Raw genomic sequence first — 26,772 nt, forward strand, 5'->3', positions numbered from 1 at the left:
AGTGACGGGTGATAAGGAGATCATCACAATGGCATTTAAGAACTGGCAAATTGGGTTGCATTTACAACAGCAAGAAGCGGTGGCGGTTGCTATCGTGCGTGGTGCAAAAGAATGTTTTTTGCAACGTTGGTGGCGTTTGCCGCTGGCGACAGGCATTATCAAAGATGGACGCATTCTCGATACAGAGCAGCTGGCAAAAACGTTGTTACCGTGGAGTCGTGAACTGCCGCATCGACATCACATTATGCTGGCATTTCCTGCTGGTCGAACGTTACAGAGGGCATTTCCACGCCCGGCGATGTCTCTCGGTGAGCGAGAGCAAACGGCATGGCTGGCAGACACAATGGCACGCGAGTTGGATATGGAACCGGACTCTCTGCGCTTCGATTATAGCGAAGATTCACTAAGCCCGGCCTATAACGTGACCGCCGCGCAAAGCAAAGAGTTGGCAACGTTACTTACCCTGGCAGAAAGATTGCGTGTTCACGTTAGCGCGATTACCCCAGATGCCTGCGCTTTACAACGGTTTCTGCCTTTTTTACCCCCTCACAAGCAATGTCTGGCCTGGTGTGACCACGAACAGTGGTTGTGGGCGACGCGTTATAACTGGGGGCGCAAGCTGGTGGTGGGGATGACAAGCGCGAATGACCTTGCAGCGATGTTATCCGTGGACCCCGACAGTATCGCAATATGCGGCGAAGGCGGATTTGACCCCTGGGAGGCGGTTTCTGTTCGTCAGCCGCCGCTACCGCCACCAGGTGGAGACTTCGCCATTGCGCTGGGGTTGGCGCTTGGGGAGAGTCGCTAATGAACCCACCAATCAATTTTTTGCCCTGGCGACAGCAACGCCGTGCGGCCTTTTTTCGCTTCTGGTTGCAGATGTTTGTTGCCCCTCTGCTGCTGACCGTAGGGATAACGCTAATGCAGCGTCTGGCATATAACGCCGAAGCACGCGTAGACGCCATTTTGCTCGAGGGAGAACAACAACTCGCCCGTAGCTTACAGGTCACTAAGCCACGTTTGCTGGAACGCCAACAGTTACGCGAACAGCATTTGCGACGTCAGCGTCAGCGACAATTTACCCGCGACTGGCAACCAGCGCTGGAAGCGCTGGCGACGCTTTTACCAGAAAAAGCCTGGCTGACCACGCTGAGCTGGCAGCAGGGAACGCTGGAGGTCAAAGGACTTACGTCGAACATCACAGCACTAAATGTGTTGGAGAAGTCACTCCGTGAGGATGCCTCTTTTCAGCTCAACCAGCGAGGGGCCACGCAGCAGGATGCACAAGGGCGCTGGCAATTTGCGTATCAGTTAACAAGGAAGGTTAGCGATGAACTCGCTCTTTGACTGGTGGTTTACCACATCTCCTCGTACCCGTCAGTTTGGCTGGGCAGTCTGGTTGCTGGTGTTGTTCACAATCATCGTTCTTTCATTGGCCCATCAGGAAGAGAGCGACGCATTAATTCGACTGCGGGCAAGTAATCACCAGCAGTGGGCTGCACTGCATCGCCTGGTAGACACCACACCCATCCGCGAAGAAAAGACGTTGCCCTTTTCGCCGCTGGATTTTCAGTTGCCTGGCGCGCAACTGGTTTACTGGCATCCGTCAGCCCAGGGAGGCGAGCTGGCGTTGAAAACGCTCTGGGACGCGGTGCCGTCGGCATTTACACGACTGGCAGAGCGCAACGTCAGCGTAAGTCGTTTTTCGTTAAGCGTGGAAGGTGATGAACTCTTGTTCACGCTCCAACTGGAGGGGGCGAATGATGGCTAAACGTTGGCTGCTGGCTGGTGTTGCATTATGGCTATTAACCGGCATGCGCGACCCGTTTAAACCACCGGAAGATCTATGCCGGATTAGCGAACTTACCCAGTGGCGCTATCAGGGGATGGTAGGAAGAGGCGAGCGCGTTATCGGCGTAATAAAAGATGGGCAAAAGAAATGGCGACGGGTGCAGCAAAACGATGTGCTGGAAAACGGCTGGACGATCTTACAGCTGACGCCAGACACACTAACGCTGGGAACCGGGACAAACTGCGAACCGCCACAGTGGTTGTGGCAACGGCAAGGAGATACAAATGAAGCAATGGATAGCCGCACTACTGTTGATGATGATGCCCATCGTGCAGGCGGCAAAGCCGCAAAAAGTCACGCTGATGGTGGATGACGTTCCGGTTGCTCAGGTTTTGCAGGCGCTGGCCGAACAGGAGAAGCTAAACCTGGTGGTGTCGCCAGACGTCAGCGGTACGGTATCGCTACATTTAACGGATGTTCCCTGGAAGCAGGCGCTACAAACCGTAGTGAAAAGCGCCGGGCTGATAACGCGTCAGGAAGGCAACATTCTTTCAGTGCATTCCGTTGCCTGGCAAAATGAAAATATCGCCCGCCAGGAGGCGGAGCAGGCGCGGGCGCAGGCAAATCTGCCGCTGGAAAATCGCAATATTACTCTGCAATACGCCGACGCCGGAGAGCTGGCGAAAGCGGGGGAGAAGCTACTGAGTGCCAAAGGGAGTATGACCGTCGATAAACGCACCAATCGCCTTTTGCTACGAGATAACAAAACGGCGTTAAGCGCCCTTGAACAGTGGGTAGCGCAAATGGATTTGCCGGTAGGCCAGGTTGAACTGTCGGCGCATATTGTCACCATTAATGAAAAAAGTTTGCGTGAGTTAGGCGTGAAATGGACGCTGGCCGATGCGCAACAAGCTGGCGGCGTTGGGCAAGTAACTACGCTCGGTAGCGATCTCGCGGTGGCGACGGCGACGACGCATATCGGTTTTAACATTGGGCGGATCAACGGACGCTTGCTGGATCTTGAGCTTTCCGCGCTCGAACAAAAACAGCAGCTGGATATTATCGCCAGCCCGCGTTTACTGGCTTCGCATCTCCAGCCTGCCAGCATTAAGCAGGGAAGCGAAATTCCGTATCAGGTTTCCAGTGGTGAAAGTGGTGCAACATCGGTGGAGTTTAAAGAGGCGGTACTGGGAATGGAGGTCACGCCCACGGTGTTACAAAAAGGTCGCATCCGGCTGAAATTACACATCAGCCAGAACGTTCCGGGGCAGGTCCTTCAACAAGCCGATGGCGAAGTGCTGGCAATTGATAAGCAGGAGATCGAAACGCAAGTCGAGGTCAAAAGCGGAGAAACGTTGGCGCTGGGCGGCATTTTTACCCGTAAAAATAAATCGGGTCAGGATAGCGTACCGCTGTTGGGTGACATTCCCTGGTTCGGGCAATTATTTCGTCATGACGGAAAAGAAGATGAACGACGTGAGTTAGTGGTGTTTATCACGCCACGACTGGTTTCCAGTGAGTAAACCGCCGCAAAAGCGGTGATGTTTTTACGTTGAACGTGTTTCATCTATTTGACGCGCGCAGGTATTTAGCATACAAGGAGTACCGATTTGAGAGTTGGTGCTCTTAGCTGCCTGCGTTTTATGATGATGATTTATCATTCAGGCGGCATTTTGCTGTCTTTTTTACGCTAATCTTACCCGGTGATTTATCGCCAAAGCGGTGATAGCAAGGCAGCATGCTTGCAGCGACCAGATATGCAGAGGGATGGGCGATTTATTCAGTTGCCAAACCTGCTGGAGTATTGAGATAATTTTCAGTCTGACTCTCGCAATATCTTATGAGGTTTCAGTTCATGTCCTGCTGCGCTCTCTGAGCGAAGCGGGTTTATCATTAACGAATAGTCTTAGTAGTACCGAAAAAATGGCAGAGAAACGCAATATCTTTCTGGTTGGGCCTATGGGTGCCGGAAAAAGCACTATTGGGCGCCAGTTAGCTCAACAACTCAATATGGAATTTTACGATTCCGATCAAGAGATTGAGAAACGAACCGGAGCTGATGTGGGCTGGGTTTTCGATTTAGAAGGCGAAGAAGGCTTCCGCGATCGCGAAGAAAAGGTCATCAATGAATTGACCGAGAAGCAGGGTATTGTGCTGGCTACTGGCGGCGGCTCTGTGAAATCCCGCGAAACGCGTAACCGTCTTTCCGCTCGTGGCGTTGTCGTTTATCTTGAAACGACCATCGAAAAGCAACTTGCACGCACGCAGCGTGATAAAAAACGCCCGTTGCTGCACGTTGAAACACCGCCACGTGAAGTTCTGGAAGCGTTGGCCAATGAACGCAATCCGCTGTATGAAGAGATTGCCGACGTGACCATTCGTACTGATGACCAAAGCGCTAAAGTGGTCGCAAACCAGATTATTAACATGCTGGAAAGCAACTAATTCTGGCTTTAAATACACTCGTCTGCGGGTACAGTAATTAAGGTGGATGTCGCGTTATGGAGAGGATAGTCGTCACTCTCGGGGAACGTAGTTACCCAATTACCATCGCATCTGGTTTGTTTAACGAACCAGCTTCATTCTTACCGCTGAAATCGGGCGAGCAGGTGATGTTGGTCACCAACGAAACCCTGGCTCCTCTGTATCTCGATAAGGTCCGCGGCGTACTTGAACAGGCGGGTGTTAACGTCGATAGCGTTATCCTCCCTGACGGCGAGCAGTATAAAAGCCTGGCAGTACTCGACACCGTCTTTACAGCGTTGTTGCAAAAGCCGCATGGCCGCGATACTACACTGGTTGCACTTGGCGGCGGCGTGGTGGGCGATCTTACCGGTTTCGCGGCGGCGAGCTATCAGCGCGGCGTTCGCTTCATTCAAGTCCCAACGACGTTATTGTCGCAGGTTGACTCCTCCGTTGGCGGCAAAACCGCGGTAAACCATCCCCTCGGTAAAAACATGATTGGCGCGTTTTACCAACCTGCATCGGTGGTGGTAGATCTCGATTGTCTGAAAACGCTTCCTCAGCGTGAGTTGGCTTCGGGGCTAGCGGAAGTCATCAAATACGGCATTATTCTTGACGGCGAGTTTTTCCATTGGCTGGAAGAGAATCTCGACGCGCTGCTTCGTCTGGATGGCCCTGCAATGGCGTACTGTATTCGCCGCTGCTGTGAGCTGAAAGCAGAAGTTGTTGCCGCCGACGAGCGTGAAGCTGGCTTACGTGCTTTACTCAATCTTGGACATACCTTTGGTCATGCCATTGAAGCTGAAATGGGCTATGGTAATTGGCTACACGGTGAAGCGGTTGCTGCGGGTATGGTAATGGCGGCGCGCACATCGGAACGTCTCGGGCAGTTCAGTTCTGCCGAAACGCAGCGTATTATTACCCTGCTCACGCGGGCTGGGTTACCGGTCAATGGGCCGCGCGAAATGTCCGCGCAGGCATATTTACCGCATATGCTGCGTGACAAGAAAGTTCTTGCGGGAGAAATGCGCTTAATTCTTCCGCTGGCAATTGGTAAGAGCGAAGTTCGCGGCGGTGTTTCGCACGATATCGTTCTTAACGCCATTGCTGATTGTCAGTTAGCGTAACAACAAGAAAGGTCAGGCCGCTTATCCGGCGGTTTATTAGCTTCAGGTTAATTGCAACGTGGTAAGCATTAACCTTTTAGTGGGGTGTTAAATGGATGAATTCAAACCAGAAGACGAGCTGAAACCCGATCCCAGCGATCGTCGTACTGGTCGTTCTCGTCAATCTTCTGAGCGTTCTGAACGTACTGAACGTGGCGAACCGCAAATCAATTTTGATGATATTGAACTTGATGAAACTGACGATCGCCGTCCGACTCGTGCGCAAAAAGAGCGCAATGAAGAACCGGAAATCGAACAAGAATATGACGAATCCGAAGATGAAACGGTGGATGAAGAGCGCGTAGAGCGTCGTCCGCGTAAGCGCAAAAAAGCAGCCAGCAAACCTGCTTCTCGTCAGTATATGATGATGGGCGTCGGTATTCTGGTTCTGTTGCTGTTGATCATCGGTATCGGTTCTGCGTTAAAAGCCCCCTCGACCTCTTCCAGCGATCAAACTGCGTCTGGCGAGAAGAGTATTGATCTTGCTGGCAATGCGACCGATCAGGCGAATGGCGTGCAGCCAGCACCGGGAACCACGTCTGCGGAAAATACTCAGCAGGATGTTTCTCTGCCGCCGATTTCTTCTACGCCGACCCAGGGGCAGACCCCGGCGGCAATGGATGGTCAACAGCGTGTTGAAGTACAGGGTGATCTGAACAATGCCCTGACCCAGCCGCAAAATCAGCAACAACTGAACAATGTGGCGGTAAATTCGACATTGCCGACCGAACCCGCAACAGTTGCGCCAGTACGCAATGGCAATGCATCGCGCGACACGGCAAAAACGCAAACCGCTGAACGTCCGACCACCACGCGTCCGCCGCGTCAGCAGGCAGTGATTGAACCGAAAAAACCGCAAGCAACTGTGAAAACCGAACCGAAGCCGGTAGCACAGCAACCGAAGCGTACCGAACCAGCAGCGCCAGTGGCGAGCTCGAAGGCACCGGCTGCGACTTCTACGCCAGCGGCAACGCCAGCGCCGAATGCGACTGCCAGCACGGAGCCGGCACAAACGGCATCTCCGGCGCAAACCACGACAACACCAGCTGCTGGGGCGAAGAGCACGGGTAATGTTGGTTCGTTGAAATCGGCACCGTCAAGCCATTACACTCTGCAGTTGAGCAGTTCCTCTAACTACGACAACCTGAACGGTTGGGCGAAGAAAGAGAACCTGAAAAACTACGTTGTCTATGAAACGACGCGTAATGGTCAGCCGTGGTATGTCCTGGTTTCTGGCGTGTACGCTTCGAAAGAAGAAGCGAAAAAAGCGGTATCTACATTGCCAGCCGATGTCCAGGCCAAAAATCCTTGGGCGAAACCGCTGCGTCAGGTACAGGCCGATCTGAAGTAATCAAGGCTATTTCCCGCAATGGATAACCGTTGCGGGAACTGCCTGAAGCGCTGGATGCTGTCGGAGCTTTCTCCACAGCCGGAGAAGGTGTAATTAGTTAGTCAGCATGAAGAAAAATCGCGCTTTTTTGAAGTGGGCAGGGGGTAAATATCCCTTGCTTGATGATATTAAACGGCATTTGCCTAAGGGCGAATGTCTGGTTGAGCCTTTTGTTGGTGCCGGGTCGGTGTTTCTTAACACCGACTTTTCTCGTTATATCCTTGCGGATATCAACAGCGATCTGATTAGTCTCTACAACATTGTAAAGACGCGTACCGAAGAGTATGTGCAGGCTGCCCGCGAGCTGTTTGTTCCCGAAACAAATTGCGCCGAGGTCTACTATCAGTTCCGCGAAGAGTTCAACAAAAGCCAGGATCCCTTGCGTCGGGCAGTACTGTTTTTATATTTGAACCGCTACGGTTACAACGGTTTGTGCCGTTACAATCTGCGCGGTGAATTTAACGTGCCGTTTGGCCGTTATAAAAAGCCCTATTTCCCGGAAGCTGAGTTGTATCATTTTGCCGAAAAAGCGCAGAATGCCTTTTTCTATTGTGAGTCTTACGCCGACAGCATGGCGCGCGCAGATGATGCATCCGTCGTCTATTGCGATCCGCCTTATGCGCCGCTTTCTGCGACCGCTAACTTCACGGCGTATCACACAAACAGTTTTACGCTTGAACAACAAGCCCATCTGGCGGAGATCGCAGAAGGTCTGGTTGATCGCCATATTCCTGTGCTGATCTCCAATCACGATACGATGTTAACGCGTGAGTGGTATCAGCGCGCAAAATTGCATGTCGTCAAAGTTCGACGCAGTATAAGCAGCAACGGCGGCACACGTAAAAAGGTGGACGAACTGCTGGCTTTGTACAAACCAGGAGTCGTTTCACCCGCGAAAAAATAATTCTCAAGGAGAAGCGGATGAAACAGTATTTGATTGCCCCCTCAATTCTGTCGGCTGATTTTGCCCGCCTGGGTGAAGATACCGCAAAGGCCCTGGCAGCTGGCGCTGATGTCGTGCATTTTGACGTCATGGATAACCACTATGTTCCCAACCTGACAATTGGGCCAATGGTGCTGAAATCCTTGCGTAACTACGGCATTACCGCCCCTATCGACGTGCATCTGATGGTGAAACCCGTCGATCGCATTGTGCCGGATTTCGCTGCTGCTGGCGCCAGTATCATTACCTTTCATCCAGAAGCCTCCGAGCATGTTGACCGCACGCTGCAACTGATTAAAGAAAATGGCTGTAAAGCGGGGCTGGTATTTAACCCGGCGACACCATTGAGCTATCTGGATTACGTGATGGATAAGCTGGATGTGATCCTGCTGATGTCCGTCAACCCTGGTTTCGGCGGTCAGTCTTTCATTCCGCAAACATTAGATAAACTGCGCGAAGTGCGCCGCCGCATCGATGAGTCGGGCTTTGATATCCGTCTGGAAGTGGACGGTGGCGTGAAGGTGAACAACATTGGCGAAATCGCTGCGGCGGGCGCGGATATGTTTGTTGCCGGTTCGGCAATCTTCGACCAGCCAGACTACAAAAAAGTCATTGATGAAATGCGCAGTGAACTGGCAAAGGTAAGTCATGAATAAGTTTGAAGATATTCGCGGCGTCGCTTTTGATCTCGACGGTACGCTGGTGGACAGTGCTCCTGGTCTTGCTGCTGCGGTAGATATGGCGCTGTATGCGCTGGAGTTGCCTGTTGCAGGTGAAGAACGCGTTATTACCTGGATTGGTAACGGTGCAGATGTTCTGATGGAGCGCGCATTGACCTGGGCGCGTCAGGAACGTGCGACTCTGCGTAAAACAATGGGGAAACCGCCCGTTGATGACGACATTCCGGCAGAAGAACAGGTACGTATTCTGCGTAAACTGTTCGATCGCTACTATGGCGAAGTTGCCGAAGAGGGGACGTTTTTGTTCCCGCACGTTGCCGATACGCTGGGCGCGTTGCAGGCTAAAGGCCTGCCGTTAGGCCTGGTCACCAACAAACCGACGCCGTTCGTCGCGCCGCTGCTCGAAGCCTTAGATATCGCCAAATACTTCAGCGTGGTGATTGGTGGTGATGACGTGCAAAACAAAAAACCGCATCCGGACCCGCTGTTACTGGTGGCTGAGCGGATGGGAATTGCCCCACAACAGATGCTGTTTGTTGGCGACTCACGCAATGATATTCAGGCGGCAAAAGCGGCAGGTTGCCCATCAGTTGGCTTAACCTACGGATATAACTACGGCGAGGCTATCGATCTCAGCCAGCCTGATGTAATTTATCACTCTATAAATGACCTTCTGCCCGCATTAGGGCTTCCGCATAGCGAAAATCAGGAATCGAAAAATGACTAAGCCCATCGTTTTTAGTGGCGCACAGCCCTCAGGTGAATTGACCATTGGTAACTACATGGGTGCGCTGCGTCAGTGGGTAAACATGCAGGATGACTACCATTGCATTTACTGTATCGTTGACCAACACGCGATCACCGTGCGCCAGGATGCACAGAAACTGCGTAAAGCGACGCTGGATACGCTGGCGTTGTACCTGGCATGTGGCATCGATCCTGAGAAAAGCACCATTTTTGTTCAGTCCCACGTACCGGAACATGCGCAGTTAGGCTGGGCACTGAACTGCTATACCTACTTCGGCGAACTGAGCCGCATGACGCAGTTTAAAGATAAATCTGCGCGTTATGCCGAGAACATCAACGCTGGTCTGTTTGACTACCCGGTGCTGATGGCTGCGGACATCCTGCTGTATCAAACTAATCTGGTACCGGTGGGTGAAGACCAGAAACAGCACCTCGAACTGAGCCGCGATATCGCCCAGCGTTTCAACGCGCTGTACGGCGATATCTTTAAGGTGCCGGAGCCGTTTATTCCAAAATCTGGCGCGCGTGTAATGTCGCTGCTGGAGCCGACCAAGAAGATGTCCAAGTCTGACGATAACCGCAATAACGTTATCGGCCTGCTGGAAGATCCGAAATCGGTAGTGAAGAAAATCAAACGTGCGGTTACTGACTCCGACGAGCCACCGGTAGTTCGCTACGATGTGCAGAACAAAGCGGGCGTTTCCAACCTGCTGGATATCCTTTCTGCAATTACTGGCAAGAGCATCCCGGAACTGGAAAAACAGTTCGAAGGCAAGATGTATGGTCATCTGAAAGGCGAAGTGGCTGATGCCGTTTCCGGTATGCTGACTGAATTGCAGGAACGCTATCACCGTTTCCGCAATGACGAAGCCTTCCTGCAACAGGTGATGAAAGACGGCGCAGAAAAAGCCAGCGCGCACGCTTCCCGTACGCTGAAAGCGGTGTATGAAGCGATTGGTTTTGTGGCGAAGCCGTAATTCACTCTTGCTGGCAAATTGCGCTTTGTTCATGCCGGATGCGGCGTGAACGCCTTATCCGGCCTACAAATTAATGCACATATTGCAAGGAAATGTAGGCCTGATAAGCGTAGCGCCTCAGGCAATGTTGCTTTTGTCATCACTCTGAAACCGGGGAAACCCGGTTTTTTCATCCTCTTTTCGCAACAACCCGAAAAAATGTGAAGTGCCTCGCCGTTTCCACATCTCTTAGTTGCCACTTATCTTCATTTTAATGAAGATATAAATATTCACTTTATTGAAAATATATTATGCGTCGAACGTTTATCAAAAAAGAAGGCGTCGTCATCACGACTCTGGCTCGTTATCTGTTAGGTGAAAAGTGTGGTAATCGATTGAAAACAATAGATGAACTGGCAACTGAATGCCATTCATCGGTTGGTCTGACACAGGCCGCGCTGAAAACGCTGGAATCAAGCGGCGCGATAAGAATTGAACGCCGTGGGCGCAATGGCAGTTATCTGGTTGAGATGGATAATAAAGCCCTGCTGACTCATGTGGATATCAACAACGTGGTATGTGCGATGCCTTTGCCCTATACCCGTTTGTACGAAGGACTGGCGAGCGGATTGAAAGCCCAGTTTGATGGCATTCCTTTTTACTATGCGCATATGCGTGGCGCGGATATTCGCGTGGAGTGTTTGCTTAACGGCGTGTATGACATGGCGGTAGTGTCCCGCCTGGCGGCAGAAAGTTATCTCACGCAAAAAGGGTTATGCCTCGCGCTGGAGTTGGGGCCACATACCTATGTTGGCGAGCACCAGCTGATTTGCCGTAAAGGGGCGTCCGGCAACGTGAAACGCGTGGGGCTGGATAACCGCTCGGCGGATCAGAAAATCATGACCGATGTCTTTTTTGGCAATAGCGATGTGGAGCGCGTCGACCTCTCATATCACGAGAGTTTACAACGCATTGTTAAAGGCGATGTCGATGCGGTTATCTGGAACGCGGTGGCGGAAAGCGAACTGGCCATGCTGGGATTAGAAGCGACGCCGCTGACGAACGATCCGCTATTTTTACAGGCCACTGAAGCCGTGGTGCTAACGCGAGCCGATGATTACCCGATGCAACAATTGCTACGTGCGGTTGTTGATAAACATGCCCTGCTTGCTCATCAACAGCGAGTCGTCAGTGGGGAACTTGAACCCAGTTATTAAGCGAAAGGCGTCTTAAATGGAAAACAGACTCAACCTGCTTTGCGAGGCAGGAGTCATTGATAAGGACATCTGCAAAGGCATGATGCAGGTCGTCAAAGTACTGGAAACAGAATGCCATCTTCCCATACGCAGCGAGCAGGGAACGATGGCGATGACGCATATGGCGAGTGCGCTGATGCGCAGTCGTCGGGGCGAACACATACTGCCGCTGGATGACGAATTACTGGCGGAACTGGCGCAATCCACATACTGGCCAGCGATTGTACAATTGCATCAGGTGCTATTGAAGGAATTCGCGCTGGAAATTAACCCGTGTGAAGAAGGGTATTTGCTGGCCAATCTCTATGGATTATGGATGGCCGCCAACGAAGGTGTCTGAGTCATACGGCAAATCCGCGTCACATAACTTAAATATTCAAAAAAATGAATGTTTAATTCAAGGAATAGAAACGAGGCAACAAGATGTTTGTAGAAGCATTGAAACGCCAGAACCCAGCGCTGATTTCCGCCGCACTAAGCTTGTGGCAACAGGGCAAGATCGCCCCGGACAGTTGGGTGATCGACGTGGATCAGATACTGGAAAACGGTAAGAGGCTGATTGAGACGGCACGGCTTTACGGCATTGAGCTGTATCTGATGACCAAGCAGTTTGGCCGTAATCCGTGGCTGGCGGAAAAACTTCTGGCACTGGGCTACAGCGGCATTGTGGCGGTGGATTACAAAGAGGCGCGGGTCATGCGCCGCGCCGGTCTGCCGGTGGCGCATCAGGGACATCTGGTGCAAATCCCTTGTCACCAGGTTTCTGACGCCGTTGCACAGGGAACTGACGTCATCACCGTGTTTACTCTCGATAAAGCGCGGGAAGTCTCTGCAGCAGCGGTGAAGGCCGGACGTGTGCAGTCTGTGCTGCTCAAAGTTTATAGCGATGATGATTTTCTTTATCCGGGCCAGGAGAGCGGTTTTCCCCAAAACACGCTGCATGACATTGTCGCTGAAATCCAAAAACTACCAGGACTACATTTGGCGGGACTTACCCATTTCCCTTGCCTGCTTTGGGATGAGGCTGCCGGGAAAGTTTTGCCGACACCGAATCTTCACACGCTGGTACAAGCACGGGATCAACTGGCGAAATCTGGTATTGCGATTGAGCAACTGAACGCGCCTTCAGCGACCAGCTGCACTTCGCTGCCATTGCTGGCGCAATACGGTGTGACTCATGCCGAACCTGGGCATGCGCTGACCGGTACTATTCCGGCAAACCAGCAGGGCGATCAGCCTGAACGTATCGCCATGCTCTGGTTAAGTGAAATCTCCCATCATTTCCGTGGCGACAGCTACTGCTACGGCGGCGGTTACTACCGTCGTGGTCATGCTCACCGCGCTCTGGTTTTTACTAAAGAAAATCAAAAGATTACTGAAACAAACCTCAAAACTGTAGATGACAGCAGTATCGACTACACCCTGCCGTTAGCAGGCGAGTTTCCGGTGAGCAGCGCGGTGGTGCTCTGTTTTCGTACACAAATTTTTGTTACCCGCAGTGATGTAGTGCTGGTATCGGGTATTCAGCGTGGCGAACCGGAAATCGTCGGTCGTTATGACAGTCTTGGAAACGCTCTGGGGGCGTAATGGCGCGATTCGTGGTGTTAGTGATTGATAGCTTTGGCGTAGGCGCAATGAAAGATGTCACGCTGGTGCGCCCGCAGGATGCGGGAGCGAATACCTGTGGTCACATTTTGAGCCAGCTGCCGCATTTGCAGCTGCCAACGCTGGAGAAAATGGGGCTAATCAACGCATTAGGTTATGCGCCTGGAGATATGCAGCCGTCAGATTCTGCAACCTGGGGCGTGGCAGAGCTGCAACATGAAGGTGGCGATACCTTTATGGGGCATCAGGAAATTTTAGGCACGCGCCCGTTACCGCCGCTACGGATGCCCTTTCGCGATGTGATTGACCGTGTTGAGCAAGCATTACTTAACGCTGGCTGGCAGGTTGAGCGCCGTGGCGATGATCTGCAATTTCTGTGGGTCAATCAGGCGGTTGCGATTGGCGATAATCTCGAGGCGGATTTAGGCCAGGTCTATAACATTACCGCCAATCTCTCTGTGATCTCTTTTGACGACGCAATCAAAATTGGTCGTATCGTGCGTGACCAGGTACAGGTCGGTCGGGTCATTACATTTGGCGGCCTGTTAACCGACAGTCAGCGTATTCTCGATGCCGCAGAAAGCAAAGAAGGGCGCTTTATTGGTATTAATGCGCCGCGTTCTGGCGCTTATGACAATGGTTTCCAGGTCGTGCATATGGGCTACGGCGTTGATGAAAAAGTGCAGGTGCCACAAAAACTGTATGAAGCGGGCGTGCCAACCGTGCTGGTGGGTAAGGTGGCAGATATCGTCAACAATCCTTATGGCGTGAGCTGGCAAAACCTGGTGGATAGCCAGCGGATTATGGATATCACCCTCGACGAATTTATCACCCATCAGACAGCGTTTATTTGCACCAACATTCAGGAAACCGACCTCGCTGGTCACGCAGAAGACGTCGCACGTTATGCCGAACGTTTGCAAGTCGTTGACCGTAATCTTGCTCTCCTGGTTGAGGCGATGCAGCCAGATGATTGCCTGGTCGTGATGGCGGATCACGGTAACGATCCGACAATCGGTCACAGCCACCATACCCGCGAAGTGGTGCCAGTGCTGGTTTATCAGCAAGGGCTGGTCGCCACGCAGCTCGGTGTGCGCACCACGCTTTCTGATGTGGGGGCTACCGTGTGTGAATTCTTCCGTGCGCCACCGCCACAAAATGGTCGCTCTTTTCTTTCCTCCCTCCGGTTTGCAGGAGACACCCTATGAGTTTTGATCCGACGGGTTACACCCTGGCCCATGAGCATCTGCATATTGATCTCTCCGGCTTTAAAAACAACGTGGACTGCCGCCTTGATCAGTATGCGTTCATTTGCCAGGAGATGAACGACCTGATGGCCCTGGGCGTTCGTAATGTGATTGAGATGACCAACCGTTACATGGGGCGCAATGCGCAATTTATGCTCGATGTAATGCGCGAAACCGGGATCAACGTGGTGGCCTGTACCGGTTATTACCAGGACGCGTTTTTCCCGGAACATGTGGCGACCCGCAGCGTGCAGGAACTGGCGCAAGAGATGGTCGATGAAATTGAGCAGGGTATCGATGGCACGGAACTGAAAGCCGGGATCATCGCGGAGATCGGCTCCAGCGAAGGGAAGATTACGCCGCTGGAAGAGAAGGTGTTTATTGCCGCCGCGCTGGCACATAACCAGACCGGACGCCCGATCTCCACGCATACGTCGTTCAGCACGATGGGGCTGGAGCAACTGGCTCTGTTGCAAGCCCACGGGGTTGATCTTTCGCGCGTCACCGTTGGTCACTGCGATCTGAAAGACAACCTCGACAACATTTTGAAGATGATCGATCTCGGCGCGTATGTGCAGTTCGACACCATCGGCAAGAACAGCTACTACCCGGACGAAAAGCGCATTGCGATGCTCCACGCGCTACGTGACCGTGGGTTGCTGAACCGCGTCATGCTGTCGATGGATATTACGCGCCGCTCCCATTTAAAAGCCAACGGTGGTTATGGCTATGACTTTTTATTGACCACCTTTATTCCGCAATTGCGCCAGTCAGGATTCAGTCAGGCCGATGTGGATGTGATGTTACGTGAAAATCCCTCTCAATTTTTCCAATAAGGACAGACTCATGAAAAAGATTGGCGTTGCAGGCTTACAGCGTGAGCAGATTAAAAAAACCATTGAAGCGACGGCTCCAGGCTGTTTTGAAGTTTTCATTCATAACGATATGGAAGCAGCGATGAAGGTGAAATCCGGGCAACTGGATTACTACATCGGCGCGTGTAATACCGGTGCGGGCGCGGCATTGTCGATTGCCATCGCGGTGATTGGCTATAACAAAAGTTGCACTATTGCCAAGCCGGGCATTAAAGCGAAAGACGAACATATCGCCAAAATGATCGCCGAAGGGAAAGTCGCATTTGGGCTTTCCGTTGAGCACGTCGAACACGCGATTCCGATGTTGATTAACCATCTGAAATAAAAGGCACGACTATGGATCTGTATATTCAGATTATCGTGGTGGCGTGCCTGACGGGTATGACATCGCTTCTGGCGCATCGCTCGGCGGCTGTTTTTCATGACGGTATCCGCCCGATCCTGCCGCAACTGATTGAAGGCTATATGAACCGTCGCGAGGCGGGGAGTATCGCTTTTGGTCTGAGCATTGGTTTTGTGGCCTCGGTGGGGATCTCTTTTACCCTGAAAACCGGGCTGCTAAACGCATGGCTACTCTTTCTTCCTACCGATATCCTCGGCGTACTGGCGATAAACAGCCTGATGGCGTTTGGCCTTGGCGCTATCTGGGGGATATTGATCCTCACCTGCCTGTTGCCAGTAAACCAGCTGCTGACCGCGCTACCGGTGGATGTATTAGGTAGTCTGGGGGAATTAAGCTCGCCGGTGGTTTCAGCTTTTGCACTGTTCCCACTGGTGGCGATTTTCTACCAGTTTGGCTGGAAGCAAAGTCTGATCGCCGCCGTGGTTGTGCTGATGACCCGTGTGGTAGTCGTGCGCTATTTCCCGCATCTCAATCCGGAATCCATCGAAATCTTTATTGGCATGGTAATGCTGCTGGGGATCGCGATAACTCACGACCTGCGTCATCGTGATGAAAATGACATCGATGCCAGCGGGCTTTCGGTGTTTGAAGAACGTACGTCGCGGATTATCAAAAACTTACCCTATATCGCTATCGTGGGGGCATTGATTGCTGCCGTTGCCAGCATGAAGATTTTTGCTGGTAGCGAAGTTTCGATCTTCACACTGGAGAAAGCATATTCCGTAGGCGTAACGCCGGAACAATCGCAAACGCTGATTAACCAGGCAGCTCTGGCAGAATTCATGCGCGGACTGGGATTTGTGCCGTTGATTGCCACCACCGCGTTAGCCACCGGCGTATATGCAGTTGCGGGCTTTACCTTTGTTTATGCGGTGGGCTATCTCTCGCCGAATCCGATGGTTGCAGCGGTATTAGGTGCCGTGGTTATTTCGGCAGAAGTCTTGCTGCTTCGTTCGATCGGCAAATGGCTGGGGCGCTACCCGTCGGTGCGTAATGCGTCGGATAACATCCGTAACGCCATGAATATGCTGATGGAAGTGGCTCTGCTGGTCGGTTCGATTTTCGCAGCAATTAAGATGGCGGGTTATACCGGATTCTCTATCGCGGTTGCCATTTACTTCCTCAACGAATCTCTGGGCCGTCCGGTACAGAAAATGGCGGCACCGGTCGTGGCAGTAATGATCACCGGCATCCTGCTGAATGTTCTTTACTGGCTTGGCCTGTTCGTTCCGGCTTAAGGAAGGCACCTATGAAGACGTTTCCTCTGCAAAGCCTGACGATTATTGAGGCGCAGCAAAAGCAGTTTGCGCTGGTGGATAGCATTTGTCGCCATTTCCCCGGCAGCGAGTTTCTTACTGGCGGTGATTTAGGGTTAACTCCAGGTCTGAATCAACCGCGTATTACCCAACGGGTGGAGCAGGTGCTGGCTGATGCATTTCACGCACAGGCCGCGGCGCTGGTGCAGGGCGCGGGGACTGGAGCGATTCGCGCCGGGCTGGCGGCTTTGCTCAAACCGGGGCAGCGTCTTCTGGTGCATGACGCGCCTGTTTATCCGACGACTCAGGTCATTGTTGAGCAGATGGGGCTGACGCTTATCACTGCTGATTTCAATGACCTGGCGGCACTGAAGCAGGCCATTGAAGCGCAACAACCGGATGCGGCGCTGGTACAGCATACGCGCCAGCAACCGCGGGACAGCTACATTCTGGCAGATGTGCTGGCAACGTTGCGCTCGTCTGGCGTTCCAGCGTTAACCGATGACAACTATGCGGTGATGAAGGTAGCGCGAACCGGCTGCGAATGCGGGGCGAATGTCTCGACATTCTCCTGTTTCAAGCTGTTTGGGCCAGAGGGCGTTGGCGCGGTGGTAGGTGATGCCGATGTTATTCGTCGGATTCGCGCCACGCTTTACTCCGGCGGCAGCCAGATTCAGGGCGCTCAGGCGCTGGAAGTGTTGCGTGGGCTGGTGTTCGCGCCAGTGATGCACGCGGTGCAGGCGGGGGTATCTGAACGGCTGCTGGCCTTGCTCAACGGTGGCGCAGTACCGGAAGTGAAAAGCGCCGTCATTGCTAATGCGCAGTCGAAGGTGTTGATTGTGGAGTTTCATCAGCCGATTGCCGCCAGGGTGCTGGAAGAGGCGCAAAAGCGCGGCGCGTTGCCTTACCCGGTGGGCGCGGAGTCGAAATATGAGATCCCGCCGCTCTTTTATCGTCTTTCCGGAACGTTTCGCCAGGCGAATCCGCAATTAGAACATTGTGCGATTCGCATTAATCCAAATCGTAGCGGTGAGGAGACGGTACTGCGGATTTTGCGTGAGAGTATTGGCAGTATTTAATCGTTGTGAATGACGTTTACGGAGTTAATACAAAAACAAATACGCCCTCAGGTAATCCCGAGGGCGTCAGGTAATTAAATCAGCGTTAGCTAATTTCAGTCAGAGACTTACTGTGCAGTAGGACCGCAGCCGCCAATGATTTTAGAAATAGAAATTGCCGGGTGCAGCAGGTAGTCGTAAGAGCAGTTCTTTTCACGGTTTTCAATATGACCAGTACATGCAGTTAATGTTGCCAGGACTGCACCAACCAGTGCCACTTTAATAAACTTGTTCATTTTCATTCCCTATGTAAAATATATCGAGTAATATTCATTGATTATGTGAATATAAGCAAACAGCTCGCTAAAGACGATACAGGAATATCTATTATACGTCAGTGAACGGACTATGAATATTATGCTTATATTTGTAAGCCGCTGTAACTGCAGGACGTTATTAAAATAAATTAGTTAAAAGTTTGTTTTATGTATGCTGAAAATAAACATTAATATAAGTATGTTTGTAAATAAAAAAAGGCCAGAAATATCCGGCCTTAGTTAATTTTTTTTAAATTAATGGTTAGAGAACCAATTTAATTTATTGCGCAGGCCAACGACCCTACCAATAATAATTAATGATGGGCTGTTCATTTGTTGAGCCAGTTCACCTAGCTGCGCGAGCGTACCGTCAATCACGCGTTGCGTGACCGCCGTGCCGTTTTCAACAATCGCCACTGGCATTTCACCAGGCATTCCGTGTTCAATCAGTTTTTGCTGAATGGTCGCGGCCTGATTCAGCCCCATATAGAACACCAGCGTCTGTTTTTCTGCCGCCAGATTTTCCCAGTCCAGCTCGCCACCGGTTTTTAAGTGTCCGGTAATTAAGCGTACGCTCTGAGCATAATCGCGATGTGTAAGTGGAATACCCGAATAGGCAGAGCAACCAGAAGCTGCGGTAATACCCGGAACCACCGAGAACGGAATGCCCGCGTTGCACAGTGTTTCCAGCTCTTCGCCACCACGGCCGAAAATAAACGGATCGCCGCCTTTCAGACGCACCACGCGTTTGCCTTTTTGCGCTTCCCGCAGCAGGATCTGGTTAATCTCTTCCTGCGGTACGCAGTGATATCCCGCGCGTTTACCGACGAAGACACGATCCGCATCACGGCGTACCAGATTCATAATATCGTCAGAAACCAGACGGTCGTAGACCACCACATCAGCCTGCTGAATTTGTTGCAGACCTTTCAGCGTCAGCAGTCCGGCATCGCCCGGACCTGCGCCAACCAGCACCACTTCACCACGATGATCGAGCGGTTCGTTGATTAACTGTTCGGTGGTTTCAGTAATGGCTTTCTGATCGTTGTTTGCCAGCGACTGCGCCAGGCGGTCGTTAACGAACAATTTTTCCCAGAAGCGGCGACGTTCACCCATCGTGGCGAACTGTTGTTTCACTCGACCGCGTAACTGCCCGGCATATTTCGCCACCTGGCCCAGATGCAACGGCAGCAGTGATTCAAGTTTTTCGCGCAACAGTCGCGCCAGAACCGGAGAAGTACCGCCAGAGGAGACCGCCACCATCAGCGGTGAGCGGTCAATAATCGACGGCATAATAAAGCTGGCGGCTTTCGGCGCATCGACCACGTTACAGAAGATGCGACGAGCTTCAGCGGCTTCGCTGACACGCTGGTTAAGCGCGTCATCATCCGTCGCTGCAATCGCCAGCCAGCAGGTGTCGAGAAGGCTTTCATCAAATGGCCCTTCGACGAGGGTTAACATGCCTGCATCTGCCCATGCGGTGAACTGTGGAATAAACGCTAATGCATTCACCGTTAAGCGAGCGCCTGCGTCTAACAGCAACCTTGCTTTGCGTTCCGCGACATCACCACCGCCGACAATCAGACAGTCGCGATCGCGTAATTGGCAAAATATAGGCAAATGATCCACGTAAAAACCCCTTAGTAATTAACCGGCAGCCGTTTCAGTTTGATTAAATTTGTCCGCAATCGGACGATTCGCTTTCGGCGTAGCATACCAATAACCCAATCCCATGAATACGGCGCCCGATAAAGTATTACCCAGCGTCACCCACAGCAGGTTATGACCAATACCCGCCAGCGTGTAGGCTTCGCTGTGGTTGCCGAACCAGGAGAGCGCGAACAGCGTCATGTTAGCGATGGAGTGCTCGTAGCCGGACGCGATAAATGCCAGCAGACACCACCAGATAGCGATAAATTTCGCCGCCCCTTCAGTGCGCAGCGCCATCCAGATTGCCAGACAAACCAGCCAGTTACACAATGCACCTTTGAAGAACAGTACCATTGCCGGTGCGGTGGTTTTAGCCAGCGCGACGGAGTGAACGATGCTGGTATCTACCGGCAGCAGGCTACCGCCGCCCCAGCTATAAAGCATGGCAACGAAGACGGAACCGACCAGGTTACCCAGCCAGGTTTGCGGCAGGATTGCCCACATTTGCCCGTGGCTGATGGTGCCCGCTTTCACCCCAAAGGTGAGGAACATGGTGTGTCCGGTGAACAGTTCAGAACCGGCGATAATCACCAGCGTTAAGGCGATACCAAAGGTCGCGCCCATCACCAGAGGACGTATGGACGGATCGAGCAAATTACCGAGCGTGAAAATCAGGATGATCCCAAGACCCACATATGCGCCCGCCATGGCAGAGCTGACCCAAAAGCCGAGCGGGTTATTTGCCGACAGGCGTGCAATGCGCGCAGCATTAGCCGCACACTTATTAATAGTGTCTGTAAACATTTGATTATCCTTTAAAAAATTAAAACAAAAAATAAAACAAAAAGTTTAAAAAATGTCCTGCAATATACCGAAGGTCATTACAGGACAATGCAAAAAGGGGAGGCATTGCGCCTCCCGTTAAAACATTAACCGCGCAGCTGTACCACGCCGTCTTTCACTCGCGCTTCGTAATGCTTGACGGAAAACTGCTCGTCTTCCATGCACAAACCGTCGCTTAAGCGAAAACGCTGTTTTTTCAGCGGGCTGGCGACCCACAGCTCGCCTTGGTGTTCCGCAATCAGCCCGCGTGACAGCACGCTGGATTCGAAGAACGGATCGATGTTGCTGATCGCAAACACCTGATCGCTGTGATACGGGCGGAAAATTGCTACCTGCTCGTCACCTAACAGCGCGCAGACGCCGGTTTCAGGCAGGATGTCATCGATTTTGCAGATGTCTTTCCACTGGCTCATGCGTTGTCCTCCACCAGAGTTACCGGGATACGTTCATACGGCGTTGCCGGACGGTGCTGTTCGCGCTCTGGCACCATCTGTACGTTCGGGTCACGCTTGTCGCTGTTGATGAAGTGTTTGAAGCGAGTCTGCGCAGACGGTGTATTGACCGTTTCAGTCCACTCACACACTACCGCTTCCCGCAGGCGCGCCATCTCTTCTTCCAGATGAGCGTTCAGCCCCAGTTTGTCGTCAATGATCACCGCTTTCAGGTAATCAATGCCGCCTTCGAGGTTTTCTAACCACGGTGCGGTACGCGTCAGTTTGTCGGCGGTACGGATGTAGAACATCATGAAGCGGTCGAGATATTTGATCAGCGTTTCGCGATCGATATCCGCTGCCAGCAGATCCGCATGACGCGGTTTCATGCCGCCGTTACCGCAAACATACAGGTTCCAGCCTTTTTCAGTGGCGATAATACCCACGTCTTTACCCTGAGCTTCTGAACATTCACGGGTACAGCCGGAGACACCGAACTTCATTTTGTGCGGCGTACGGATGCCTTTGTAGCGGTTTTCCAGTTCCACGCCGAGGCCCACACTGTCGCCAACGCCGTAGCGGCACCAGGTGCTACCCACGCAGGTTTTCGCCATACGCAGTGCTTTCGCATAGGCATGACCGGTTTCGAAGCCGGCTTCAATCAGCTGACGCCAGATCTCCGGCAGATCGTCTTTCTGTGCGCCAAACATCGCCAGGCGCTGGGAGCCGGTGATTTTGGTGTAGAGATTAAATTCACGCGCGATACGACCTACCGCCATCAGCCCTTCCGGGGTGATTTCACCGCCCGGAGAGCGCGGGATCACCGAGTAGGTGCCGTCTTTCTGGATGTTAGCGAGGAAGTTGTCGTTAGAATCCTGCAGCGGAGTATGTTCCGGCTTCAGAATGTATTCGTTCCAGCAGGAGGCCAGCAGCGAACCGACGGTCGGTTTACAAACTTCACAACCGTAGCCTTTGCCGTGTTTCGCCAGCAGTTCTTCGAAGGTTTTAATGCCTTCAACGCGGATCAAATGGAACAGTTCCTGACGCGAATAAGCAAAGTGTTCGCACAGGTTGTTGTTAACTTCGATGCCCTGTTTCGCCAGTTCCGCGTTCAGTACCTGAGTGACCAGCGGGATACAGCCACCGCAGCCAGTACCCGCTTTGGTTTCAGCTTTCAGCGCCGCAACGGTGTGGCAGCCTTTGTTGATGGCGGCAATCAGGTCGCCTTTGGTGACGTCGAAGCAGGAGCAGATTTGCGCGCTGTCCGGCAGTTTATCAACACCGATAGACGGCTTACCGCTACCAGAGTGCGCTGGCAGGATCAGGGAATCCGGGTTTTCCGGCAGCTCGATAGCGTTCAGCACCAGTTGCAGCAGGTTACCGTAGTCGCTGGTATCGCCCACCAGTACCGCACCGAGCAGGGTTTTGTTGTCTTCGCTGACAATCAGGCGTTTGTAGATCTCTTTGCTTTCGTCGAGGTAAACGTAGCTACGTGCGCCAGGCGTGCGACCGTGCGCATCACCAATACCGCCTACGTCTACGCCCAGCAGTTTCAGCTTGGCGCTAAGGTCAGCACCTTCAAAGGCGTTTTCGCTACCGAGAATGTGGTCAACGGCGACCTGCGCCATTTTGTAGCCAGGTGCTACCAGACCAAATACACGGTTGTTCCAGCTTGCGCATTCACCGATGGCGTAGATATCCGGATCGGAAGTCTGGCAGGAATCATTAATGACGATACCCCCACGCGGAGCTACGTCCAGACCACACTGGGTTGCCAGCTTATCGCGCGGACGGATACCGGTAGAGAAGACGATAAAGTCAACTTCCAGCTCGCTGCCGTCGGCAAAACGCATGGTTTTACGCGCTTCGACACCTTCCTGCACAATCTCAAGGGTGTTTTTGCTGGTGTGAACGCGTACACCCATGCTCTCGATTTTGCGACGCAGCTGCTCGCCACCCATCTGATCAAGCTGTTCCGCCATCAGCATAGGGGCAAATTCGATAACGTGGGTTTCAATACCTAAGTTTTTCAGCGCGCCAGCGGCTTCCAGACCTAACAGGCCGCCACCAACAACGGCACCGCGCTTGCTGCGACGTGCGCAGGATTCAATGGCGTTGAGGTCTTCAATGGTGCGATAGACAAAGCAGTCCTGAGTATCAGAACCTTTGATTGGCGGGATCCACGGGTAGGAACCGGTCGCCATGATCAGCTTGTCATAAAAAACGGTGCGCCCGGCGCTGGAGTGGATCACCTTCTCCTGGCGGTTGATGGTGATAGCGCGTTCGCCGACCAGAACTTTGATGCCGTGTTTCTCGTAGAAGCCTTCGCGCACCAGCGACAGCTCTTCGGCGGTGTGGTGAGAGAAGTAAGACGAGAGGTGTACGCGGTCATAAGCGATGCGCGGTTCTTCACAGAAAACGGTAATATCAAAGTTGGCCGCATCAGATTTATCAAGAAGATCTTCGATAAAGCGATGGCCGACCATACCGTTACCGATAATTGCGAGTCTGACTTTGCTCATTTTTGCCTCGATTTCTTTTTTATTACCGCCTACCTTAACGATTCAGCAACCCCGCTTATTGATGTAAATCAAATTCACCTTTATATACTCCTTAAGTGGTATATTGCTGATTTGTATAAATTTTCTTAAGTCACGGAATTGTCTGACATTTCATGTTTGTGTAAAAAACACACAAAATGAAAGGTTTTATAGAGATGAAGGCACGTTGCGGGGGAAGAGAAGAAAAGGCCGGACGACGATAGCGCCGCCCGGCATGAGCAATTAATGAGAGGTCAGGGTGTTGTGCTGACGGTGACGGCTGACAAAACCTAACAGGAAGCACATCACGAATACCACAGCGTACAGACCGTTTGCAGTGAGCAGTGCTGCCTGTGGACCGCTATGTTCAACAATCGGTCCGGTAACCACAAAGGTCAACATGGTGCCGATGGTTCCGCAGGTCAGGACAAAGTTAACCAGTTTTGGCGATGGTACTTTGGTCTGCTGTGAACCCAGGGTGATGATGGTGGTATAGATCGCGCTGGAGAAGAAGCCCAGGGCGAGAATTGACCACGCCATGTGTGCCGGTGTTCCGGTGTTAAAGACATACATCAGAATCGCAGCCAGACCAGCCAGTACGGTCAGAATGCGTTGCAGATCAAAGAAGCGAAGAATAAAGCTGAATGCCCACATGCCAACCATGTACGACATCCAGAAGTTGCTTACCAGCGTACCTGCATCGTTCAGGCTCATGCCCAAACCTTTGGCATACTCCGGCACCCAGGAGATAAAACCTAACTGACCGAGGATGTAGCACAGTGCCGCAATGGAGAGAAACAGCACGCCGATCCCCCATTTTTCTTTCGCTACCGGAGCGTCAGTTTTTGGCGCATGTTTACCCAATGCCGGGAACTCACAGCCGAAGGTCAGAATAAAGATAGCGACGTACACCAGCCCGATGCAGGCATAAACCCAGTACCACTCAATGCTGCGTGCCAGCAGATACGCGGCAATCATCGGGAAAATCATCCCGGCCATACTGAAGAAGGAGTCGGTAAATAACAGGCGGGAACCGCGCTGACGTCCTTCATACATTTGCGTTATCAGGAACGTACCAATCGACATGGTGATGCCGCTAACCACCCCGAGAATGAACATCGCCGCCGAGAACAGCGCCAGGCTGTGGCTGAACATCAAACCGGCAACCGCCAGCACCATCAGGAGAAAGCCAAAACGTAACTGCGTTTTCAACGGGACGATTTCCATCAGCCAGGCGTTAAGGAAGATAGAGATTAAAATGCCGGCATTGAGGAAGGTGAAGGTATTACTCATACTGGAAACAGGCAGATTGAAATAATCGGCGATGTTTCCCATCACCATCCCGGTGACAATAACCAACGCACCGGTCAGTGCGTAGGAGAGAAAGCTAATCCATGTGAGCTTGATGCGATTGCTGTTAGTCATGATTGGCCTGCGTTAAAAGATAAAATGGCATAGTGGATATGCTGCGAGCGGGCGATTTTAGGTGATTTTGTGATCTGATTAAATATTTAATTGCAAACGGTTGCTAATTTGCAATGTTTAAAGTGATTCTCATCACGAAATATACGTGATCATCAGGTTACATATATTTCAAGTGCGTAAAATTAGGTAAAGGAATGGCCTTGTCATTGAAGGCTATTTAGAATCTCTCCACTTGCTTTTTTTCTGCTCTGTTAAGGAAATCTCATGTTCAAATCGACCCTGGCAGCTGTTGTAGCTGTTTTCGCTCTTTCTGCTCTCTCACCTGAAGCAATGGCAGCGAAAGGGGATCCGCACGTATTGTTAACAACCTCTGCTGGTAATATCGAACTGGAGCTGGATAGCCAGAAAGCGCCAGTATCAGTGCAAAATTTCGTCGATTATGTGAACAGCGGCTTTTATAACAACACCACTTTTCACCGGGTGATCCCGGGCTTTATGATTCAGGGTGGTGGATTTACCGAGCAGATGCAGCAGAAAAAACCGAATCCGCCGATCAAAAATGAGGCTGATAACGGTCTGCGTAACACCCGTGGCACCATCGCGATGGCGCGTACTGCCGACAAAGACAGCGCTACCAGCCAGTTCTTCATCAACGTTGCCGATAACGCCTTCCTCGACCACGGTCAGCGTGATTTTGGTTACGCGGTATTTGGTAAAGTGGCGAAAGGCATGGATGTTGCTGACAAGATTTCCCAGGTCCCAACCCATGATGTTGGCCCGTACCAGAATGTGCCGTCAAAACCGGTAGTTATCCTTTCCGCTAAAGTCCTGCCGTAAGGATTTCTCGCGCGGGTAATCTTGCCCGCGCCTCTGCTCTCCCGGCGTAACCTGGATTTGCCGCTTATACTTGTGGCAAACGGACACGTTCAGGGAGGCATCAAGTGAAGAAACTCACCGATAAGCAAAAGTCCCGTCTCTGGGAGCTTCAGCGTAATCGTAATTTCCAGGCCAGCCGCCGCCTTGAAGGCGTCGAGATGCCATTAGTCACTCTTACTGCCGCAGAGGCTTTAGCACGCATTGAAGAGCTGAGGAGGCATTATGAGCGATAAATTTGGCGAAGGGCGCGACCCGTATCTTTATCCTGGCCTTGATATCATGCGTAATCGACTGAACATTCACCAGCAGCAGCGGCTGGAACAGGCCGCTTACGAAATGACGGCACTGCGTGCCGCGACCATTGAGCTTGGTCCACTGGTGCGCGGTTTACCGCATTTGCGCACTATCCATCGCCAGCTGTATCAGGATATTTTCGACTGGGCAGGGCAACTGCGAGAAGTTGATATTTATCAGGGCGATACGCCGTTCTGCCACTTTGCCTATATCGAAAAAGAGGGCAATGCCCTGATGCAGGATTTAGAGGAAGAAGGTTATCTGGTTGGTCTTGAGAAAGCGAAGTTTGTCGAGCGGCTGGCACACTACTATTGTGAAATCAACGTCCTGCATCCATTCCGTGCGGGAAGTGGCCTGGCACAGCGGATCTTCTTCGAGCAACTGGCGATTCATGCCGGCTATCAACTGAACTGGCAAGGTATTGGTGAAGAGGCCTGGAATCAGGCGAATCAGAATGGGGCAATGGGGGACCTTACGGCTCTGCAGACGATATTTAGCAAAGTGGTAAGCGAAGCCGGGGAATCTGAGTAAAATAGCGCGGTTCTTTCGTACCGGAGCC

General features: G+C 52.1%; 29 protein-coding genes. 23 read left to right on the forward strand and 6 right to left on the reverse strand.

Translation table 11 applies throughout. The features are described 5' to 3' along the window. Positions 1-28: 28 nt before the first annotated feature. The 20 genes from hofM to AACU94_RS22920 all read left to right on the forward strand — a co-directional run bounded on the left by hofM (position 29) and on the right by AACU94_RS22920 (position 17,858). A complete protein-coding gene (gene hofM, locus AACU94_RS22825; protein ID WP_135488673.1) occupies positions 29-808 on the forward strand; it encodes a DNA utilization protein HofM in 780 nt (259 codons plus the stop codon). Then, positions 808-1,347, forward strand: coding sequence for a PilN domain-containing protein (locus tag AACU94_RS22830; protein ID WP_130258693.1), 540 nt, complete (start codon positions 808-810; stop codon positions 1,345-1,347). The genes hofM and AACU94_RS22830 overlap by 1 nt, the downstream gene beginning before the upstream one ends. Then, positions 1,331-1,771, forward strand: coding sequence for a HofO family protein (locus AACU94_RS22835; protein ID WP_135488674.1), 441 nt, complete (start codon positions 1,331-1,333; stop codon positions 1,769-1,771). The genes AACU94_RS22830 and AACU94_RS22835 overlap by 17 nt, the downstream gene beginning before the upstream one ends. Then, positions 1,761-2,165 carry a DUF2531 family protein gene (locus AACU94_RS22840; protein ID WP_130221396.1) on the forward strand — a complete coding sequence of 135 codons (405 nt, stop codon included), beginning with the start codon at positions 1,761-1,763 and terminating at the stop codon, positions 2,163-2,165. Before AACU94_RS22835 ends, AACU94_RS22840 begins: the two co-directional genes overlap by 11 nt. After that, positions 2,077-3,315 carry a DNA uptake porin HofQ gene (gene hofQ, locus AACU94_RS22845; protein ID WP_135488675.1) on the forward strand — a complete coding sequence of 413 codons (1,239 nt, stop codon included), beginning with the start codon at positions 2,077-2,079 and terminating at the stop codon, positions 3,313-3,315. Before AACU94_RS22840 ends, hofQ begins: the two co-directional genes overlap by 89 nt. A gap of 400 nt (positions 3,316-3,715) precedes the next feature. Continuing rightward, positions 3,716-4,237 carry a shikimate kinase AroK gene (gene aroK, locus AACU94_RS22850; protein WP_001507994.1) on the forward strand — a complete coding sequence of 174 codons (522 nt, stop codon included), beginning with the start codon at positions 3,716-3,718 and terminating at the stop codon, positions 4,235-4,237. A 56-nt stretch (positions 4,238-4,293) separates the two neighbouring features. After that, positions 4,294-5,382, forward strand: a complete 1,089-nt coding sequence (gene aroB, locus AACU94_RS22855; RefSeq protein ID WP_130208963.1) for a 3-dehydroquinate synthase — start codon at positions 4,294-4,296, stop codon at positions 5,380-5,382. A 91-nt stretch (positions 5,383-5,473) separates the two neighbouring features. Beyond that, positions 5,474-6,772: a cell division protein DamX gene (damX, locus tag AACU94_RS22860; protein ID WP_135488676.1), complete on the forward strand. Its 1,299-nt coding sequence runs from the start codon at positions 5,474-5,476 to the stop codon at positions 6,770-6,772. Between the two features lie 106 nt (positions 6,773-6,878). Beyond that, the gene (gene dam, locus AACU94_RS22865; protein WP_130217642.1) at positions 6,879-7,715 is read left to right on the forward strand and encodes an adenine-specific DNA-methyltransferase; all 837 of its coding nucleotides are present in this window, start codon (positions 6,879-6,881) and stop codon (positions 7,713-7,715) included. Positions 7,716-7,732: 17 nt separating this feature from the next. Beyond that, positions 7,733-8,410 carry a ribulose-phosphate 3-epimerase gene (rpe, locus tag AACU94_RS22870; RefSeq protein WP_000816280.1) on the forward strand — a complete coding sequence of 226 codons (678 nt, stop codon included), beginning with the start codon at positions 7,733-7,735 and terminating at the stop codon, positions 8,408-8,410. Continuing rightward, a complete protein-coding gene (gene gph, locus AACU94_RS22875) occupies positions 8,403-9,161 on the forward strand; it encodes a phosphoglycolate phosphatase (protein WP_130217640.1) in 759 nt (252 codons plus the stop codon). The genes rpe and gph overlap by 8 nt, the downstream gene beginning before the upstream one ends. Further along, positions 9,154-10,158, forward strand: a complete 1,005-nt coding sequence (gene trpS / locus AACU94_RS22880; protein WP_135488677.1) for a tryptophan--tRNA ligase — start codon at positions 9,154-9,156, stop codon at positions 10,156-10,158. Before gph ends, trpS begins: the two co-directional genes overlap by 8 nt. A 290-nt stretch (positions 10,159-10,448) precedes the next feature. Further along, positions 10,449-11,354, forward strand: a complete 906-nt coding sequence (gene yhfZ, locus AACU94_RS22885; protein WP_130221399.1) for a GntR family transcriptional regulator YhfZ — start codon at positions 10,449-10,451, stop codon at positions 11,352-11,354. A gap of 16 nt (positions 11,355-11,370) precedes the next feature. Further along, the gene (locus AACU94_RS22890; protein ID WP_130208951.1) at positions 11,371-11,733 is read left to right on the forward strand and encodes a PRD domain-containing protein; all 363 of its coding nucleotides are present in this window, start codon (positions 11,371-11,373) and stop codon (positions 11,731-11,733) included. Between the two features lie 83 nt (positions 11,734-11,816). Continuing rightward, a complete protein-coding gene (locus AACU94_RS22895; RefSeq protein WP_135488678.1) occupies positions 11,817-12,980 on the forward strand; it encodes a YhfX family PLP-dependent enzyme in 1,164 nt (387 codons plus the stop codon). Then, the gene (locus AACU94_RS22900; protein ID WP_135488679.1) at positions 12,980-14,206 is read left to right on the forward strand and encodes a phosphopentomutase; all 1,227 of its coding nucleotides are present in this window, start codon (positions 12,980-12,982) and stop codon (positions 14,204-14,206) included. The genes AACU94_RS22895 and AACU94_RS22900 overlap by 1 nt, the downstream gene beginning before the upstream one ends. Further along, the gene (locus AACU94_RS22905; protein ID WP_135488680.1) at positions 14,203-15,081 is read left to right on the forward strand and encodes a phosphotriesterase-related protein; all 879 of its coding nucleotides are present in this window, start codon (positions 14,203-14,205) and stop codon (positions 15,079-15,081) included. The genes AACU94_RS22900 and AACU94_RS22905 overlap by 4 nt, the downstream gene beginning before the upstream one ends. A gap of 10 nt (positions 15,082-15,091) precedes the next feature. Then, positions 15,092-15,445, forward strand: coding sequence for a DUF2620 domain-containing protein (locus tag AACU94_RS22910; protein WP_000719728.1), 354 nt, complete (start codon positions 15,092-15,094; stop codon positions 15,443-15,445). Between the two features lie 11 nt (positions 15,446-15,456). Continuing rightward, complete coding sequence (locus AACU94_RS22915; RefSeq protein WP_130258685.1) at positions 15,457-16,761, forward strand: YhfT family protein; 1,305 nt, start codon at positions 15,457-15,459, stop codon at positions 16,759-16,761. A gap of 11 nt (positions 16,762-16,772) precedes the next feature. After that, a complete protein-coding gene (locus AACU94_RS22920; protein ID WP_135488681.1) occupies positions 16,773-17,858 on the forward strand; it encodes an aminotransferase class I/II-fold pyridoxal phosphate-dependent enzyme in 1,086 nt (361 codons plus the stop codon). Positions 17,859-17,965: 107 nt separating this feature from the next. On the opposite strand, the gene AACU94_RS22925 is transcribed toward AACU94_RS22920, so the two are convergent. From AACU94_RS22925 to tsgA, 6 genes are all read right to left on the reverse strand, one after another. Continuing rightward, complete coding sequence (locus AACU94_RS22925; protein ID WP_064527562.1) at positions 17,966-18,133, reverse strand: YhfL family protein; 168 nt, start codon at positions 18,131-18,133, stop codon at positions 17,966-17,968. Between the two features lie 276 nt (positions 18,134-18,409). After that, positions 18,410-19,783, reverse strand: coding sequence for a siroheme synthase CysG (cysG, locus tag AACU94_RS22930; protein ID WP_130217628.1), 1,374 nt, complete (start codon positions 19,781-19,783; stop codon positions 18,410-18,412). 18 nt (positions 19,784-19,801) lie between these two features. Further along, the gene (gene nirC, locus AACU94_RS22935; RefSeq protein ID WP_130208937.1) at positions 19,802-20,608 is read right to left on the reverse strand and encodes a nitrite transporter NirC; all 807 of its coding nucleotides are present in this window, start codon (positions 20,606-20,608) and stop codon (positions 19,802-19,804) included. Between the two features lie 125 nt (positions 20,609-20,733). After that, entirely contained in the window at positions 20,734-21,060 is a 327-nt protein-coding gene (gene nirD, locus AACU94_RS22940) for a nitrite reductase small subunit NirD (protein ID WP_000084764.1), read from the reverse strand. Continuing rightward, positions 21,057-23,600 (reverse strand): NADPH-nitrite reductase large subunit, encoded by a 2,544-nt coding sequence (gene nirB / locus AACU94_RS22945; RefSeq protein WP_000049213.1) that lies wholly within the window; start codon positions 23,598-23,600, stop codon positions 21,057-21,059. The genes nirD and nirB overlap by 4 nt, the downstream gene beginning before the upstream one ends. 261 nt (positions 23,601-23,861) lie before the next feature. Further along, positions 23,862-25,043 carry an MFS transporter TsgA gene (gene tsgA / locus AACU94_RS22950; protein WP_130208935.1) on the reverse strand — a complete coding sequence of 394 codons (1,182 nt, stop codon included), beginning with the start codon at positions 25,041-25,043 and terminating at the stop codon, positions 23,862-23,864. Positions 25,044-25,307: 264 nt separating this feature from the next. Here tsgA and ppiA point away from each other — a divergent pair, with 264 nt between their 5' ends. The 3 genes from ppiA (at position 25,308) to AACU94_RS22965 (ending at position 26,744) form a co-directional block, all read left to right on the forward strand. Then, on the forward strand, positions 25,308-25,880 hold the full coding sequence (gene ppiA / locus AACU94_RS22955; RefSeq protein WP_135488682.1) for a peptidylprolyl isomerase A: 573 nt from the start codon (positions 25,308-25,310) through the stop codon (positions 25,878-25,880). 104 nt (positions 25,881-25,984) lie between these two features. After that, positions 25,985-26,152: a YhfG family protein gene (locus AACU94_RS22960; protein WP_130221404.1), complete on the forward strand. Its 168-nt coding sequence runs from the start codon at positions 25,985-25,987 to the stop codon at positions 26,150-26,152. Beyond that, positions 26,142-26,744: a putative adenosine monophosphate-protein transferase Fic gene (locus tag AACU94_RS22965; RefSeq protein ID WP_135488683.1), complete on the forward strand. Its 603-nt coding sequence runs from the start codon at positions 26,142-26,144 to the stop codon at positions 26,742-26,744. The genes AACU94_RS22960 and AACU94_RS22965 overlap by 11 nt, the downstream gene beginning before the upstream one ends. The last annotated feature ends 28 nt before the right edge of the window (positions 26,745-26,772 follow it).

Source organism: Escherichia sp. E4702, assembly GCF_963883545.1.
GTDB lineage: Bacteria > Pseudomonadota > Gammaproteobacteria > Enterobacterales > Enterobacteriaceae > Escherichia.